Source organism: Mycobacterium sp. NGS17 (assembly GCF_059813205.1).
This window is the reverse complement of the sequence record NZ_JCALED010000014.1, coordinates 1-15,797: the sequence shown is the minus strand read 5'-3', so window position 1 is coordinate 15,797 and position 15,797 is coordinate 1. Positions and strand designations below refer to the sequence as shown.

Genomic DNA, 15,797 nt, shown 5'->3' with positions numbered 1-15,797 from the left:
GTCTGGCCGGGCTAGCCAGGGCGACCAGCAGCTAACCGATGATTAGCTGAAACCGGCGATAGGTCGGTGCGCCGAGGCCCGAGGCAACCGGGTAGTTGCCGAACGCATGGGACGATGGTGTGGCGGAAGTTGGTGCAGGCGAGTGTGGGGAGCTCAGGAAAGCATGGTGTCGCCGAGGCGTTGGCTGCGCGCGGCCGCCGTGATCGGCGCGACCTCGATCGTGCTGGCCTCTAGTTGTACCTGGCAGCTCAGCCTGTTCATTCCCGACGGCGTCCCGCCGCCGGCCGGGGATGCGGTGCCGGCGGTGGACACTCATGCCAGCGGCCGGCCCGCGGATCAGTTGCGGGAGTGGGCGCAACAGCGGTCGGCGGGGCTGGAGATCCCGGTGATCGCGCTCGAGGCCTACGCCTACGCCGCCCGGGTCGCGGAAGTGGAAAACCCGAAATGCCACATCGCCTGGACCACCCTGGCCGGCATCGGCCAGGTCGAGAGCCACCACGGCACCTATCGCGGCGCGCGGCTGGCCCCCAACGGCGATGTGAGCCCCCCGATTCGGGGCGTCCGCCTCGACGGCAGCGGCGGCACCCTGCGCATCGTGGACACCGAGGAAGCCGTCACCGACGACGACGGCGTGACGCGCGCCATGGGGCCGATGCAGTTCATCCCGGAGACGTGGCGGCTCTATGGTGTCGACGCTCACAACGACGGCCGCGTCAGCCCCGACAACATCGACGACGCCGCGCTCGCGGCGGCCGGCTATCTGTGTTGGCGCGGAAAGGATCTCGGAACTCCCCGTGGTTGGATCACGGCGCTGCGCGCCTACAACAATTCCGGTGTCTACGCCCGGGCCGTCCGGGATTGGGCGACCGCTTACGCGAAAGGTCACCCGCTGTAGCAGGATGTATCGCTGACCGGCGAAAGCGCACCGGCGACTACGCAAGTCCAAGCAAGGAGAACTCAGTGCCGATTATCGAGCAGGTCGGGGCCCGCGAGATCCTCGACTCCCGCGGTAACCCGACGGTCGAGGTCGAGATAGCCCTGATCGACGGGACCTTTGCCCGCGCGGCGGTGCCGTCCGGCGCGTCGACGGGCGAGCACGAGGCCGTCGAGCTGCGCGACGGCGGCGAGCGCTACGGCGGCAAGGGCGTGCGCAAAGCGGTGCAGGCAGTGCTGGACGAGATCGGTCCGGCTGTGATCGGCCTGAACGCGGACGACCAGCGGCTGGTGGACCAGGCGCTGCTGGATCTGGATGGCACGCCCGACAAGTCGAGGCTGGGCGGCAACGCGATCCTGGGTGTGTCGCTTGCCGTGGCCAAGGCCGCCGCCGACTCCGCCGAGTTGCCGCTGTTCCGTTACCTGGGCGGCCCGAACGCGCACATCCTGCCGGTGCCGATGATGAACATCCTCAACGGCGGCGCGCACGCCGACACCGCCGTCGACATCCAGGAGTTCATGGTCGCGCCGATCGGTGCGCCCAGCTTCGCCGAAGCGCTGCGCTGGGGCGCCGAGGTGTATCACGCGCTGAAGTCGGTGCTCAAGAAGGAGGGTCTGAGTACGGGCCTGGGCGACGAGGGCGGCTTCGCCCCGGACGTCGCCGGCACCACGGCGGCCCTGGATCTGATCAGCCGGGCCATCGAGTCGGTCGGTTTCAAGCCCGGCGCCGACGTGGCGCTGGCCCTCGACGCGGCCGCCACCGAATTCTTCACCGACGGGACCGGCTACAAGTTCGAGGGTGCCACCCGCACCGCCGAGCAGATGGCGGAGTTCTACGCCGGCCTGCTCGGCTCGTACCCGCTGGTGTCCATCGAAGACCCGCTGTCAGAAGACGATTGGGACGGCTGGGTGACGTTGACCGCGTCGATCGGCGACCGGGTGCAGCTGGTCGGCGACGACATCTTCGTCACCAATCCCGAACGGCTGGAAGAGGGCATCGACAAGGGCGTCGCAAACGCGTTGCTGGTCAAGGTGAATCAGATCGGCACGCTCACCGAGACGCTGGACGCCGTCGCGCTGGCCCACCACAGCGGCTACCGCACGATGATGAGCCACCGCAGCGGCGAGACCGAGGACACCACGATCGCCGATTTGGCGGTGGCCGTCGGCAGCGGGCAGATCAAGACCGGTGCGCCGGCCCGCAGCGAGCGCGTCGCCAAGTACAACCAGCTGTTGCGGATCGAGGAGGCGCTCGGCGACGCGGCTCGCTACGCCGGTGACCTTGCCTTCCCTCGGTATGCCGTGGAGGCGAAATAGCTTGACGTTCAACGGCTGACATGGCTGACGCGAAACGGCCCGACTCGAAGCGGCGCTCCCCGGCATCCCGCCCGGGGAAGGCCGGCGATTCGGGTCGGGGGCGTCGCACGGCCAAGCCGTCGTCCAAGCCGTCGTCGCGGACGTCGCCCACCGCGAACCAGGCCGGCCGCAATCCCACGCGTACGCAGCAAGAGCATGTCGTCGAGCCCATCGTGCGCCAGGCCGCCGAATCCCTTGAGCAGCGCTCCGAACAACGGCTGGGCTTCACCGCGCGCCGCGCGGCGGTGCTCGCCGCAGTGGTCTGCGTGCTGACGCTGACCATCGCCGGACCGGTGCGCACCTATTTCGCGCAGCGCACCGAGATGAATCAGCTCGCCGCCACCGAGGCTGCGCTGCGCAGTCAGGTCGCGGAGTTGGAGCAGCGGAAGGCCAAACTCGCCGACCCGGCCTACATTGCGGCGCAGGCCCGCGAGCGGCTGGGCTTCGTCAAGCCAGGAGACATCCCGTTTCAGGTTCAGCTTCCGCCGTCGGCGGCCGAGCCCGCGCAGCCGGGATCCCCGTCGGCGAAGCCGGCCAACGGAGATCCCTGGTACACGTCGCTGTGGCACACCATCGCCGACGCCCCGCACCTGCCGCCCGCCAAATCGCCTGCGCCCCCGCCCCCTCCGGCGGAGCCGGGATCGACCGAGCCGGTGCCCGCACCGAACCCCACGGGTCCCGGTGGTTGACCATGCCGACCTGGAAGCGGTGGCGCGCCAGCTCGGGCGCGAGCCGCGCGGGGTACTCGAGATCGCCTACCGGTGTCCCAATGGTGAGCCCGGCGTGGTGAAGACAGCGCCGAAATTACCTGACGGCACGCCGTTTCCGACGCTGTACTACCTGACCCATCCGGCGTTGACGGCCGCTGCAAGCAGGCTGGAGACCACGGGCTTGATGCGCGAGATGACCGAGCGGCTGGCCCAGGACGCCGGGTTGGCGGCCGCCTACCGGCGCGCCCACGAGTCGTATCTGGCCGAACGAGACGCGATCGAATCGTTGGGAACGACGTTCTCCGGCGGCGGAATGCCGGACCGGGTCAAATGCCTGCACGTACTGATCGCCCACTCGCTGGCCAAGGGCCCCGGCGTCAATCCGTTCGGCGACGAGGCGCTGGCGATCCTGGCTGACGAGCCCGCGATGGCGGGCGTGTTGGCGGCAGGCCAATGGTGAACGTAAGGCTCGCGGGAATCGACTGCGGTACCAACTCAATTCGCTTGCTGATCGCCGACCTCGACGGTGGCCGGCTGGTTGACGTGCACCGGGAGACGCGGATCGTGCGGCTGGGCCAGGGCGTGGACGCGACCGGTGAGTTCGCGGCGGACGCGATTGCGCGCACCCGCGCGGCGCTGAGCGATTATGCGGCGTTGATCGACGAGCACGGCGCGCGGCGGGTGCGAATGGTGGCGACATCCGCCGCCCGCGATGTCGCCAACCGCGATGCGTTCTTTGCGATGACGGCCGAGGTGTTGGGCGCGGTGCTGCCCGGAGCGGTGGCGGAGGTGATTACCGGCGCCGAAGAGGCCGAGCTCTCTTTCCGTGGGGCGGTCGGCGAGTTAGACAGTGCGGCGGGCCCTTTCGTCGTGGTCGACCTGGGCGGTGGCTCCACCGAGATAGTGGTCGGAGCCGATGCTGACGGGGGAGTGACGGCCAGCTACTCCGCCGACATCGGCTGCGTACGGCTGACCGAACGCTGCCTGCATTCCGATCCACCGACGCCCGAGGAGGTCGCGGCGGCGCGCGCGGTGGTGCGCGAACGCCTGGAGGTCGCGCTGGGTGAGGTGCCGGTGGAGGGGGCGAAGACCTGGGTCGGGCTGGCCGGGACGATGACGACGCTGTCCGCGCTGGCCCACAATTTGACGGCGTATGATTCTGCGGCCATTCATCTTTCGTGCGTACCCGGCGACGACCTGTTGTCGGTCTGCGAACGGCTGATCGGCATGACGCGCGCCGAGCGCGCGGCCTTGCCGCCGATGCACGAGGGTCGCGCCGACGTGATCGGCGGGGGTGCGATCGTGGTCGAGGAGTTGGCACGCGAACTGCGTGCCCGAGCGGGCATCGGCGAGCTGACGGTCAGCGAGCACGACATCCTGGACGGCATCGTGTTGTCCATCTCGGCGTAGATCACACAGGCCACACCGCCCTCTAGAAAGAAGGGCACACCTTTTGCCCGCCTCGTAGCGACAGTCTCGGCGGTGTCGTACCCGTATGCGACCGTCCGGGGATGACACTTCGCGGAATTGAATTGCGCTACGTGCTCGCGATGCAACTGGCGGTGCACGGCCCGGCGACCATCGCCGAATTGATCGATGCGCTGCAATGGCACAGCTTCGGAGTGTGCGGGAGACCATCGAAGGCGATCTCGGATGCGCTGCGATGGGAGGTCGAACGCGGCAGGGTGTTGCGACTCGGGCGAGGCCGGTATGGGCCCGGGTATATGCCGCGTGGCACCGAACATCGGATCCACCAGCGTGTGCTGGCATTGCGCGAGGCGGCCCGGCTGTCGCTATGAGGCGGGCAATTAACTAACTCACCGGAGCGGACGCCAGAGTGGCGTGCGCACCCGGCCGCGGGTTTCATGCCTCGAAGCGATATCCCATGCCCGACTCGGTCAGCAGGTGCTTGGGATGCGACGGGTCGTTCTCGAGTTTGCGGCGCAGCTGCGCGAGATACACACGCAGGTAATGTGTTTCGGTGGCATACGCCGGTCCCCACACCTCTTTGAGCAGTTCCTCACGGCCGACCAGCTTGCCGCGATTGCGGACGAGGACCTCGAGCATTCCCCATTCGGTCGGGGTGAGATGCACTTCGCTGCCGTTCTTGGTGACCTTCTTGGCGGCCAAGTCGACGGTGAACGATTCGGTCTCGATCACCGGTTGCTCCAGCTCGGAGGCGGCGGTGTTGCGCCGCACTGCCGCCCGCAGTCGCGCCAGGAATTCGTCCATCCCAAAAGGTTTCGTCACGTAGTCGTCGGCGCCGGCATCCAGCGCCTCGACCTTGTCCGAGGAATCGGTGCGCGCCGAGAGCACGATAACGGGTGCGGTGAGCCAGCCGCGCAGACCGGCCAGCACGTCGATGCCGGAGATGTCGGGCAGGCCGAGGTCGAGGATCACCACGTCGGGCTTGTGCTCGGCGGCCGCGCGCAATGCGCCGGCACCGCTGGACGCGGTGATCACCTCGTAGCCCCGCACTGACAGGTTGATGCGCAGCGCACGCAGGATCTGCGGTTCGTCGTCGATCACCAGGACGCGCGTCATCACGCGTCCATCGCTTGTGGCGCAGCCATATCCACGATGACGGTCAGGCCGCCGCCCGGGGTGTCGGTGGCCGTAATCGTCCCGCCCATGGCTTCGACGAAGCCGCGCGCCACCGACATGCCCAGGCCGACACCGATGGTGTTGTCGTTATCGCCAAGGCGCTGAAACGCTTCGAAGATCTGTTCCTCGGCCCCGTGCGGAATCCCCGGGCCCTCGTCGATGACATTGATCAGCACGCGATCACCCACCCGGCCCGCGTTGACCCGGACCACGCAGTCGGGCGCGTAACGCAGCGCGTTGTCGATCAGGTTGGCCAGCACCCGTTCCAGCAGCCCGGCGTCGGCCATCACCATGGCGTCGGCTACCTCGACCTTGACCCGATCGATGGCGGACCGGAAGAACCCGGTGGCGCCCTTGCCGATACTGACCAGGGCCCGCTGCACGGCCTCCTCCAGATACACCCGGCTCAGCTCTGGGTGGATCACCCCGGCGGCCAGACGCGATGAGTCGAGCAGGTTTCCGACCAGCGCGGTCAGCTGGTCGATCGACTCCTCGATGGTGGCCAGCAGTTCCGCGGTGTCGTTGGGGGAGAAGGCGACGTCCTCGGCGCGCAGGCTGGAGACGGCGACCTTGGCCGCGGCCAGCGGGGTGCGCAGGTCATGGCTGACCGCCGACAGCAGTGAGCGCCGAAGTTCGTCGGCCCGGACGATCGCCTCGGCGCGGCTCGCCTCTTCGGCAAGCTCACGCTGTCTGATCAAACCCGCGGCCTGCCTGGCCACCGCGCCGAGCACCCGCCGGTCGCGCGCGGAGAGCTGTCGGCCGGCCAGCAGCATCCAGAACTCGTCGTCGCCGACTTCGATCGCGGTGTCGGCGGAATCGACGGTGGCGCAGGGGGTTCTGCCGACGCAGGCGATGACTTCGCTCTTCTTCCCGCCGGCGAGCGCTTCCTCGCCGGTTTCCCGCAGCATGCTGACGGCACGCTGGGCGTAGGTCTCCCGTACCCGTTCGAGCAGCGTTTCCAGGTCGGCGCCGCGCAGCACCGACCCGGCGAAAAGGGTCAGCAGCTCGGCCTCCTGCGAGGCGCGTCGGGCTTCCCGGGTGCGTTTGGCTGCGAAGTCGACCAGCACGGCGACGGCGACCGCGATGAGCAGCAGCACCAATTCGGTGATGGCGCTGTTGGGTTCGGCGATGGTGAAGCTGTGCCGCGGTGCGATCAGGTAGTAGTTCAGCAGCAGGCCCGACAGCACGGCCGAAAGCGCCGCGGGCGCAACGCCTCCCAGCAGGCCCACCAGCAGCACGCCGATAAAGAACAGCGCGCTCTCGCCGCCGGTGTCCAGATATGGGTCCAGCATTGTGACCGTGATCGCGCAGATGACCGACGGCACGATGAAGGCCGCCAGCCACGATGCCACCCGCCGCTCGCGGGGTACGAGTGAAGACACCCGGAAGCCGCGTTTGGACTCCTCGTGGGTGACCAGGTGTACGTCGATCTTTCCCGACAGCTCGACAATCCTTGGACCGATGCCCTCCTCGAAGAGGCGTGCCCAGCGTGATCGCCGCGAGGTGCCGATCACCAGCTGCGTGGCGTTCATTTCGCGGGCGAATTCGAGCAGCGCCGTGGGCACCTCGTCACCGACCACCGTATGCATCGACGCGTCGAGGCTGCTCGCCAATTTGCGAATCTTGGCCATCCGCGATTCCGACAGGCCGGCCAGCCCGTCGCCGCGCACGACGTGCACCACCATGAGCTCCGCGGTGGACTTCGACGCGATACGCGACGCCCGTCGCACCAGCGTCTCGGATTCGGGCCCACCGGTGACCGCCACGACGACCCGCTCGCGCGCCTCCCACATGTCGGTGATCTTGTTCTCGGCGCGGTACTTGGCCAGCGCCGTGTCGACCTGGTCGGCAAGCCACAGCAGGGCCAATTCCCTTAACGCGGTCAGGTTTCCGCGACGGAAGTAGTTGGACAGCGCAGCATCGATGCGATCCGGCGCGTAGACGTTGCCGTGAGATAGCCTGCGGCGCAATGCTTCTGGCGTGATATCGATCAGCTCGACCTGAGAGGCCTGTCGGACCACCGAGTCGGGCACCGTCTCCTTCTGTTCTATGCCGGTGATCTGGGCGACAACGTCGTTCAGGCTTTCCAAATGTTGCACGTTGACCGTTGAGATCACAGTGATCCCGGCGTCGAGCAGTTCCTCGACATCTTGCCAGCGCTTGGCATTCTTACTGCCCGGTGTATTGGTATGCGCGAGTTCGTCGACGAGGACGACCTGGGGGCGGCGCTGCAGGACCGCGGGCACGTCTAGTTCGGCGAAGCTGCCGCCGCGATAGTCGACTTGGCGGGGCGGGATGAGCTCGATGCCCTCAAGCAGCTCAGCGGTTTTCGACCGCCCGTGGGTTTCCACCACGCCGGCCACCAGATCGGTGCCTCGTTCCAGCCGCCGATGTGCCTCGCCCAGCATCGAGTACGTCTTGCCCACGCCCGGAGCCGCGCCAAGATAGATGCGCAGCTCCCCGCGTTTGGGATGGTGGTCGCGGAGGCTGACGTCGCTCACGTCAACCATCATCCCCCCTCGGTGCTAACTCGTGACCGGGTACCGGTGGTCGAGTTGCAGATTTAGTTGCAGCACATTGACGCATGGTTCACCGAAAAATCCGAGCCCGCGACCGCTGCTGTTCTGCGCGACGACCTCACGTATCTGCTCTGGACTGACGTGGCGCACCTTGGCCACCCGCGCCACCTGGATGTCGGCGTAGGCGGGTGAGATGTTCGGATCCAGGCCGCTGCCGCCGGCCGTCACCGCGTCCGCAGGCACCGCCGGATCGGCGGGTGCGGCACCGCGGATGGGGACGGTCTGCCCGATCGAGTAGTCCTCGCCGTACCTGGCACATTCCACCCGCACGCCCTGGTACAGGGCGAGGAACGGTGTGATCGTCGCTCCGCACGGCTCGTTGACGCTGACCACCCGGGTCGGTCGGATGATGCCGCCGCGCGCGTCGCGGGGGCCGATCACCGACAACACCGCACCCACGCCACCGCCGGTGCAGAACGGTCGCGACCCGTCGACCCCCTCCAGCTTGCCCACCGCGGCGCTGCGCGAGCACACGGTCGTCAACAAGCTCGGTTTGAAGCCGGCGTCCGACGCCGACTTGCCGCCCGCCACTTGCGACGGATCGGCGGGCGTGTCGACGATGCTTTCCGGGCCGAGGTTGCTGCCGCCCGACGAGGTCGGGTCATACCCGTTGCCGGCCGCCGAGGGCCGGCTCTGGAAGTACTGCGGCAGCGCGTTGCCGTCCTTGTCGGTAAACAGCTGACCGATCAGTCTGCTGCCCACCGGCTTACCGTTGGCGGTCAGAATCGACCCCTCGGCCTGGTCGCGCAACCCGGGGAACTGCGCGACCAGCCAGACGAACGCTGGGTAGGCGAGACCAGTGACAACGGTCAGCACCAGCAGGGTGCGCAGTGCCGCCCAGTGCAGGCGAACGAAATTCGACAAAGACATGTCAGGACATCCCCGGGATGAATTGGACGATCAGATCGATCAACTTGATGCCGACGAACGGGGCGACGATGCCGCCGAGGCCATAGACGTAGAGGTTGCGGCTCAGCAACTTTGACGCACTGTTCGGCGTGTATCGCACACCGCGCAGCGACAGCGGGATCAGCAGCACGATGATGATCGCGTTGAAGATCACCGCGGACAGGATCGCCGACTGCGGGCTGTGCAGCCGCATCACGTTGATCAGGTCCAGCCCGGGAAACAGTGCGACGAACATCGCCGGGATGATCGCGAAATACTTGGCAATGTCATTGGCGATCGAAAAGGTGGTCAGGGCGCCCCGGGTGATCAGCAGCTGCTTACCGATCTCCACGATCTCAATGAGTTTGGTGGGGTCGGAGTCCAGGTCGACCATATTGCCGGCCTCTTTGGCGGCCGACGTGCCGGTGTTCATCGCCACGCCCACGTCGGCTTGAGCCAGGGCCGGCGCGTCGTTGGTCCCGTCACCGGTCATCGCGACCAGCTTGCCGCCTTCCTGTTCGCGCTTGATCAGGTCGAGTTTGTCCTCGGGAGTGGCCTCGGCCAAGAAGTCGTCGACTCCGGCCTCATCGGCAATCGCCTTGGCGGTCAATGGGTTATCACCGGTGATCATCACCGTCCGGATGCCCATCCGCCGCATCTCGTCGAACCGCTCGCGCATGCCCTGCTTGACAACATCCTTGAGATGGATGACGCCGAGCACCGACGCTGTGCCGCCACGGCTTTCCCCGACCACCAGCGGAGTACCGCCCCCGGCGGAGATGCTGTCGACGACCTCGCCGAGCTGCTGGGGCACCGTACCGCCTTGCGCGCGTACCCATTCCGCCACCGAACTCGCGGCACCCTTGCGCAACAGGTGCCCGTCGAGGTCGACACCCGACATCCGGGTGGTGGCCGAGAACATCACCCATTGGGCCTGGGCCAGTTCACCTGGCGTGCGTGCCCGCAACCCGAAGTGCCGCTTGGCGAACACGACAACCGAACGGCCCTCGGGTGTTTCGTCGGCGAGGCTGGACAACTGCGCGGCGTCGGCCAGCTGTTCGGCGGAGACGCCGTCGAGCGGGACGAAGGCCGCGGCCTGCCGGTTGCCCAGGGTGATAGTGCCGGTCTTGTCCAGCAGCAGGGTGTTCACGTCGCCGGCGGCTTCCACCGCCCGCCCGGACATGGCGAGCACGTTGCGCTGCACCAGCCGGTCCATGCCGGCGATGCCGATGGCCGACAGCAGCGCACCGATCGTCGTCGGAATCAAGCAGACCAGCAGCGACACCATCACGATCCCGGTGACACCGCTTGCGCCCAGCGCCTGGCCATCCGGGACGCCCGGATTGTTGACCTTGGAGTAGATCGCCAGCGGCTGCAGCGTCGCGACGGCGAACACGAAGATGATGGTCAGCGCCGCCAGCAGGATGTTCAGCGCGATCTCGTTGGGAGTCTTCTGCCGGTTGGCGCCCTCGACCAGCGCGATCATCCGGTCGATGAAGCTTTCGCCCGGCTTCTGGGTGACTTTCACGACGATGCGGTCGCTCAGCACGGTGGTTCCCCCGGTGACCGCCGAGCGGTCGCCACCGGATTCGCGGATCACCGGCGCCGATTCACCGGTGATCGCCGATTCGTCCACCGAGGCAATGCCTTCCACGACATCGCCGTCACCCGGGATCACCTGTCCGGCTTCGACCACGACGATGTCGCCCTGCTGCAACTGCGCCGCGGCGACGGCTTCCTCGACCGCGGTGGCTCCGAGCGCCCAGTCTTTGAGCCGCCGGGCCATGGTTTGGGTCTTGGCCCGACGCAGCGTTTCGGCCTGGGCCTTGCCCCGGCCTTCGGCGACCGCCTCGGCGAGGTTGGCGAACAGCACGGTCAGCCATAGCCAGATCACCGTCAGCCAGGCGAACCACGTCGGGCTCAGGAACGCCAGCACGGTGCTCCAGGCGGCGCCGATTTCGACGATGAACATCACCGGATTCCGCCAGAGGGTGCGCGGGTCGAGTTTGCGCAGCGCATCTGGGGTCGACTTCCACAGCATCTTCGGGTCGAGCAGGCCGCCCTGCACCCGTTTTCGGCTTACCGGAGCCGGTTGCGTCTGTTCGGCCGGCTCGATCGCGGTCGCGGTCATCAGTGGATTCCTTCGGCGAGAGGCCCGAGCGCGAGCATGGGCAAGAACGTGAGGGCAACGACGATCAACGTGACGCCGGCCACCATCCCGACGAATTGCGGCCGATGGGTGGGCAGGGTGCCCGTCGACTCCGGTGTGGCGCCCTGCTTGGCCAGCGAGCCGGCCAAGGCCAGCACGAGCACAATGGGCAGGAATCTGCCGAAGGCCATCGCCAGCCCGAGGGCCGTGTTCCACCAAATCGTGTTGGCGCTGAGCCCGGCGAAGGCCGACCCGTTGTTGTTGGCCGCGGAGGTGAACGCGTAGAGCACCTCGGAGAGTCCGTGCGGTCCGCCGTTGAGCATGCCGGCCCGCTCGCCGGGCAGTGCCATCGCGATCGCGGTGCCGGTCAGTACGATCAACGGCGTGACCAGGAAATAGCTTGCGGCAAGCTTGATTTCGCGGGGGGTGATCTTCTTGCCGAGGTATTCGGGGGTGCGCCCGACCATCAGCCCGGCGACGAAGACGGTGATCACCGCCAGCACGAGGATGCCGTACAGGCCGGACCCGGTGCCGCCGGGCGCGACCTCGCCCAGCTGCATGTTGAACATCGCGATCATGCCGCCCAGGCTGGTGAGGGAGTCATGAGCGGAGTCGACGGCACCGGTCGAGGTGAGCGTCGTGGCGGCGGCGAACACCCCGGAGTCGGTGACGCCGAAGCGCTGCTCGACTCCCTCCATCGCGGCGCCGATCGACGTCGGCACCGTGCCGTGGTGCTGCACCTGAAACCACAGCATGAACGTCGTGCTGATCGTGTAGAGCGTCGCCATCACGGCCGCAATCGCGAAGCCCTGCTTGGTGTTTCCCACCATCCGTCCGAAGGTGCGGGGCAGCGAGAAGCCGATCACCAGGATCAGGAAGATTTCCAGCCAATTGGTCCACGCGGTCGGGTTCTCAAACGGGTGCGCGGAGTTCGCGTTGTAGAAACCGCCACCGTTGGTGCCGAGTTCCTTGATGACCTCCTGGCTGGCCACCGGACCGCCGGTGATGGTCTGCGCGGTGCCGTTGACTCCTGCGACGATCTGGTCGTGCAGGTGGAAGTTCTGGATCGCCCCACCGGCCACCAACAGGATCGCGCTGATGATGGCGATGGGCAGCAGGATGCGCAGCGTTCCGCGCACCAGGTCCACCCAGAAGTTGCCCAGCTCGCCGGTACGCCGGCGGGCGAACCCGCGCACGAGCGCCACCGCCACCGCCATACCGACGGCGGCGGAAACGAAGTTCTGCACAGCCAGCCCGGCCATCTGCACGAGATGGCCTTGGGTCGTTTCACCCGAATACGCTTGCCAGTTCGTGTTGGTGACAAAGCTGACCGCGGTGTTCCAGGCCAGTGAGGGCGTCATCTTGGTGGCCGGGTCATGCAGATGCAACGGCAACTTTCCCTGCACGAGTTCGAACACGAACAGGAACAGGATGCTGACCGACGAGAACGCCAACACGCTGCGGGCGTAGGCGCCCCAGGTCTGCTCCGCGCGGGCATCGACCCCGATCAGTCGATAGATCACTCGCTCGGCCTGCAGGTCCTTGTCCGACGTGTACACCCGAAACATGTAGTCGCCGAAGGGAATATGCACGACCACCAGCGCCACGACGAGAACGACCCAAAAAAGGATCCCGGCTGTCGTCGTGTTCATCTAGAACCTCTCCGGGAACAGCAGGGCGCCTGCGAGGTAGAGCGCGATAAGGATGGAAAGCCCCAGGCCGACCGCATTCTGGTAGTTCACAGCCGCTCGACCAACTTTTGAGCCAGGCCGAGTGCGGCGAACACCGCCACCGTCAGCACGAGATACACCGCCACGCCCATCATTTCTCCGTCCGCGCCAACCACGTTCATACGAAATGGGACTCGACGAGCCGGCCACATCGTGTGGTGATCGCAAGCGCGGCACAGCCGGGCACAGCGGGTCACCACCATCAGCGAAGGTCTCGCCAGTCAAGATCAGCTCGAAATTAGCTCGGTGGCATCCGCCGGCGCGTCCGGTTGACGGTTTCCTAACGGGCGCACGGTGCACATTTACGGTTCCTTTACGCCTGGGGCCCGGGCAAGAAAGAACCGCAGTGTCGGTCAATCAGCGGCTGCGGCAACGGCATCCATGCGACCACCGCGGGTGCGCTACTGCGATTATTTGTCGGCGGTCGACCTGGTGATCAACGGCAGCCGCACCCGGAGAACGGTGCGGCTCTCGTCGGATTCGGCGGTGACCGAACCTTGATGAGCCTTGACGATCGAATTGACGATGGCTAAACCCAGTCCATTGCCCGAGCCGTTGGACCTCGACTTGTCGGCCCGGACGAACCGTTCGAACAACCTGGGCAGCAGCTCGGCGTCGATGCCCGGGCCGTCGTCGGTGACGGTCACTTCCGCGTAGGGCGCACCGGGACCGACACGGCGGCAGGTGATTCCGGTCGTCACCGTAACCCCTGGCGGAGTGTGCACGTGGGCATTGCTGAGCAGATTGCTGACCAGCTGATGCAGCCGGGCGTGATCGCCGAGCACCCATACCGGCTCGTCGGGCAGGTCTTTGACCCAGTGGTGCGTCGAGGCTGCCACCGTCGCGTCGTTCACCGCGTTGCTGACCAACTCGGCCAGGTCGACCTCTTCGGTCTGCAGATCCTGGCCTTCACCCAGCCGCGAAAGCAGGAGCAACTCGTCGACGAGCAATGCCATCCGACGAGCCTCGGATTCGATTCTGGCCAAGGCGTATTCGGTGGTCGGCGGCAGCGCCGAACTGTCCTGGCGGGTCAGTTCGGCGTAGCCCTGAATGGCGGCCAGCGGTGTGCGCAACTCATGGCTTGCGTCGGTGATGAATTGGCGCATCCGCAGATCCGAGTCGACCCGATGCGCCAGAGCGCTATCGACGTTGTCCAGCAAGCGGTTCAGCGTGTGGCCGACGATCCCCACCTCATTCTGGGGGTTGGTGTCCTGCGGTGGTACCCGGACGCTGATCAGGTGGTCGTCGCCGGTGAGCGGCATGGCGGCGACACCGGCGGCGACGGCCACGAGCCGGCGCAGCGGGCGAAGGGTGTAGCCGACCACCCACACCGTGAGCCCGGCGGTGACCAGCAATGCCGCCGCGGTGAGCACGATGGTGGTGAGCTGTTTTCGGGCGATGATTCGGTCGGCCAGGTTGTGCGACACCCCGACGACGAGGACGTCGGACCCGTTGACAGTGCTGTCGATGCGGTAAGGCCCCAGCCTGCCGAGAACTTCGGTGCGCGGCGGCCCATCACCCCAGGATTGCGATTGAAGGTCACGGACGACGTCGGCCGGCGCGGGTTTGGGTTCGTCTTCGGAGAACACTGCCGACCCGATCACGGTGCCGTTGTGCAACACGGCGATCAGGTTGCCCGGCGTCTGCCCGGTGAACTCCAGCATCGCCTGTGCGATCGGCGGGGTGCCGGGCTTCGGCGAAACATGTTCGCCGTTGCGGTATTTGGTGTACTGGTGGCTGAACGCGTCCAGGGACTCGGCCACATCGGCATCGCTCATGATGTTGACGTAGCCGCGCAGGCTCAACACCGACACGATCCCGATCGTCACCAGCACCACGCTGACCACCGCCAGCACCCCCAACAGCAGTTGGCGCCGCAGCGAATGGGGGAACCACCGGGGAAAGTCCCTGGATACGCCGATCGGGTCTCGGGTCATTCCGCCGGCCGGAGCATGTACCCCACACCACGGACGGTATGAATCATCGGTTCCCGCCCGGAGTCGATCTTCTTCCTCAAGTACGAGATGTAGAGATCCACGATGCTGGTGCGGCCGGCGAAGTCGTAATTCCAGACACGGTCCAGGATCTCGGTCCGGCTCAACGCGCGGCGGGGATTGCGCATGAGGAAGCGCAGCAATTCGAATTCGGTGGAGGACAGCGAAATCGGGTCGCCGTCGCGGGTGACTTCCCGGCTGGCGCTGTCGACCTTGAGTCCGCCGACTTTGAGCGTCTCGGCGGTCGGCGTGGGTTGCTGCCCGGAGCGGCGCAGCAAGCCGCGCAGCCGGGCAACCAGTTCCTCGAGGCTGAACGGCTTGGTCATGTAGTCGTCGGCGCCCGCGGTCAGACCGGTGACCCGGTCCATCACCGAGTCGCGCGCGGTGAGGAACAGCGTGGGGGTGTAGGCGTCGGACTGCCGGACGCGTTCCAGTATTCGCAACCCGTCCACATCGGGAAGCATGATGTCGAGGACGAGGACGTCCGGGTTGACCCGGTCGAACTTGGCCATGGCTTCGCGTCCGTTGTGGGCGATGTCGACGACCCAGCCTTCGTAATGCAGCGCCATTTTCACCAGGTTCGTCAACGCCGGCTCGTCGTCGACCAGCAAAACCCTGATGGGTGACCCGTCGGCACGGTAGATCCTGGGCAGCTGCCCCAGGATGGCTTGACGTGGGCGCTGCGCGGCTGAGGTTCCCGACATTGCGGTCATGTTCCTACATTCTGGCAAGCCGCACACGTGACTGTCACGGAGTTCATAGAAACCTCAAATGTAGCCGTCGGTCAGCGGCCGCGTCCGACTGCGCGGGGCGGTGGGCTGAGTCGCGGGGCAGCGAACAGGCGTGCCGTTGCG

General features: G+C 66.7%; 15 protein-coding genes. 6 read left to right on the top strand and 9 right to left on the bottom strand.

Features of this window, described 5'->3' with window-relative positions:
- Positions 1-166: 166 nt before the first annotated feature.
- The 6 genes from AC5Y7E_RS22990 to AC5Y7E_RS22965 all read left to right on the top strand — a co-directional run bounded on the left by AC5Y7E_RS22990 (position 167) and on the right by AC5Y7E_RS22965 (position 4,798).
- The gene (locus tag AC5Y7E_RS22990; protein ID WP_499919000.1) at positions 167-895 is read left to right on the top strand and encodes a lytic transglycosylase domain-containing protein; all 729 of its coding nucleotides are present in this window, start codon (positions 167-169) and stop codon (positions 893-895) included.
- A 65-nt stretch (positions 896-960) separates the two neighbouring features.
- The gene (eno, locus tag AC5Y7E_RS22985; protein WP_499918410.1) at positions 961-2,250 is read left to right on the top strand and encodes a phosphopyruvate hydratase; all 1,290 of its coding nucleotides are present in this window, start codon (positions 961-963) and stop codon (positions 2,248-2,250) included.
- A gap of 20 nt (positions 2,251-2,270) precedes the next feature.
- On the top strand, positions 2,271-2,978 hold the full coding sequence (locus AC5Y7E_RS22980) for an FtsB family cell division protein (RefSeq protein WP_499918409.1): 708 nt from the start codon (positions 2,271-2,273) through the stop codon (positions 2,976-2,978).
- Positions 2,971-3,459 carry a DUF501 domain-containing protein gene (locus AC5Y7E_RS22975; RefSeq protein WP_499918407.1) on the top strand — a complete coding sequence of 163 codons (489 nt, stop codon included), beginning with the start codon at positions 2,971-2,973 and terminating at the stop codon, positions 3,457-3,459. Before AC5Y7E_RS22980 ends, AC5Y7E_RS22975 begins: the two co-directional genes overlap by 8 nt.
- Positions 3,453-4,409, top strand: coding sequence for a Ppx/GppA phosphatase family protein (locus tag AC5Y7E_RS22970; RefSeq protein WP_499918406.1), 957 nt, complete (start codon positions 3,453-3,455; stop codon positions 4,407-4,409). The genes AC5Y7E_RS22975 and AC5Y7E_RS22970 overlap by 7 nt, the downstream gene beginning before the upstream one ends.
- Positions 4,410-4,510: 101 nt before the next feature.
- On the top strand, positions 4,511-4,798 hold the full coding sequence (locus AC5Y7E_RS22965) for a hypothetical protein (RefSeq protein WP_499918405.1): 288 nt from the start codon (positions 4,511-4,513) through the stop codon (positions 4,796-4,798).
- A 64-nt stretch (positions 4,799-4,862) separates the two neighbouring features.
- Here the strand turns inward: AC5Y7E_RS22965 and AC5Y7E_RS22960 are convergent, their stop codons facing one another.
- From AC5Y7E_RS22960 to AC5Y7E_RS22920, 9 genes are all read right to left on the bottom strand, one after another.
- Entirely contained in the window at positions 4,863-5,543 is a 681-nt protein-coding gene (locus AC5Y7E_RS22960) for a response regulator (protein WP_499918404.1), read from the bottom strand.
- On the bottom strand, positions 5,543-8,116 hold the full coding sequence (locus tag AC5Y7E_RS22955; protein ID WP_499918402.1) for an ATP-binding protein: 2,574 nt from the start codon (positions 8,114-8,116) through the stop codon (positions 5,543-5,545). Before AC5Y7E_RS22955 ends, AC5Y7E_RS22960 begins: the two co-directional genes overlap by 1 nt.
- Positions 8,117-8,128: 12 nt before the next feature.
- Positions 8,129-9,052, bottom strand: a complete 924-nt coding sequence (locus AC5Y7E_RS22950; protein ID WP_499918400.1) for a potassium-transporting ATPase subunit C — start codon at positions 9,050-9,052, stop codon at positions 8,129-8,131.
- Between the two features lies 1 nt (position 9,053).
- On the bottom strand, positions 9,054-11,201 hold the full coding sequence (gene kdpB, locus AC5Y7E_RS22945; RefSeq protein WP_499918399.1) for a potassium-transporting ATPase subunit KdpB: 2,148 nt from the start codon (positions 11,199-11,201) through the stop codon (positions 9,054-9,056).
- A complete protein-coding gene (gene kdpA, locus AC5Y7E_RS22940) occupies positions 11,201-12,871 on the bottom strand; it encodes a potassium-transporting ATPase subunit KdpA (RefSeq protein WP_499950848.1) in 1,671 nt (556 codons plus the stop codon). Before kdpA ends, kdpB begins: the two co-directional genes overlap by 1 nt.
- Positions 12,872-12,961: a potassium-transporting ATPase subunit F gene (locus AC5Y7E_RS22935; RefSeq protein ID WP_067355147.1), complete on the bottom strand. Its 90-nt coding sequence runs from the start codon at positions 12,959-12,961 to the stop codon at positions 12,872-12,874.
- Positions 12,958-13,041, bottom strand: coding sequence for a potassium ABC transporter ATPase (locus AC5Y7E_RS22930; protein ID WP_499918999.1), 84 nt, complete (start codon positions 13,039-13,041; stop codon positions 12,958-12,960). Before AC5Y7E_RS22930 ends, AC5Y7E_RS22935 begins: the two co-directional genes overlap by 4 nt.
- 318 nt (positions 13,042-13,359) lie before the next feature.
- Positions 13,360-14,886: a sensor histidine kinase gene (locus tag AC5Y7E_RS22925; RefSeq protein WP_499950847.1), complete on the bottom strand. Its 1,527-nt coding sequence runs from the start codon at positions 14,884-14,886 to the stop codon at positions 13,360-13,362.
- Positions 14,883-15,656, bottom strand: coding sequence for a response regulator transcription factor (locus tag AC5Y7E_RS22920; RefSeq protein ID WP_499918396.1), 774 nt, complete (start codon positions 15,654-15,656; stop codon positions 14,883-14,885). Before AC5Y7E_RS22920 ends, AC5Y7E_RS22925 begins: the two co-directional genes overlap by 4 nt.
- Positions 15,657-15,797: the final 141 nt, after the last annotated feature.

Bases quoted from the DNA above. Each gene is read 5' to 3' on its own strand.
- AC5Y7E_RS22980 (WP_499918409.1), top strand. From the start codon at position 2,271: ATGGCTGACGCGAAACGGCCCGACTCGAAGCGGCGCTCCCCGGCATCC.
- AC5Y7E_RS22970 (WP_499918406.1), top strand. From the start codon at position 3,453: ATGGTGAACGTAAGGCTCGCGGGAATCGACTGCGGTACCAACTCAATT.
- AC5Y7E_RS22965 (WP_499918405.1), top strand. From the start codon at position 4,511: ATGACACTTCGCGGAATTGAATTGCGCTACGTGCTCGCGATGCAACTG.
- AC5Y7E_RS22960 (WP_499918404.1), bottom strand. From the start codon at position 5,543: ATGACGCGCGTCCTGGTGATCGACGACGAACCGCAGATCCTGCGTGCG.
- AC5Y7E_RS22955 (WP_499918402.1), bottom strand. From the start codon at position 8,116: ATGATGGTTGACGTGAGCGACGTCAGCCTCCGCGACCACCATCCCAAA.
- AC5Y7E_RS22950 (WP_499918400.1), bottom strand. From the start codon at position 9,052: ATGTCTTTGTCGAATTTCGTTCGCCTGCACTGGGCGGCACTGCGCACC.
- kdpB (WP_499918399.1), bottom strand. From the start codon at position 11,201: ATGACCGCGACCGCGATCGAGCCGGCCGAACAGACGCAACCGGCTCCG.
- kdpA (WP_499950848.1), bottom strand. From the start codon at position 12,871: ATGAACACGACGACAGCCGGGATCCTTTTTTGGGTCGTTCTCGTCGTG.
- AC5Y7E_RS22930 (WP_499918999.1), bottom strand. From the start codon at position 13,041: ATGGGCGTGGCGGTGTATCTCGTGCTGACGGTGGCGGTGTTCGCCGCA.
- AC5Y7E_RS22925 (WP_499950847.1), bottom strand. From the start codon at position 14,886: ATGACCCGAGACCCGATCGGCGTATCCAGGGACTTTCCCCGGTGGTTC.
- AC5Y7E_RS22920 (WP_499918396.1), bottom strand. From the start codon at position 15,656: ATGACCGCAATGTCGGGAACCTCAGCCGCGCAGCGCCCACGTCAAGCC.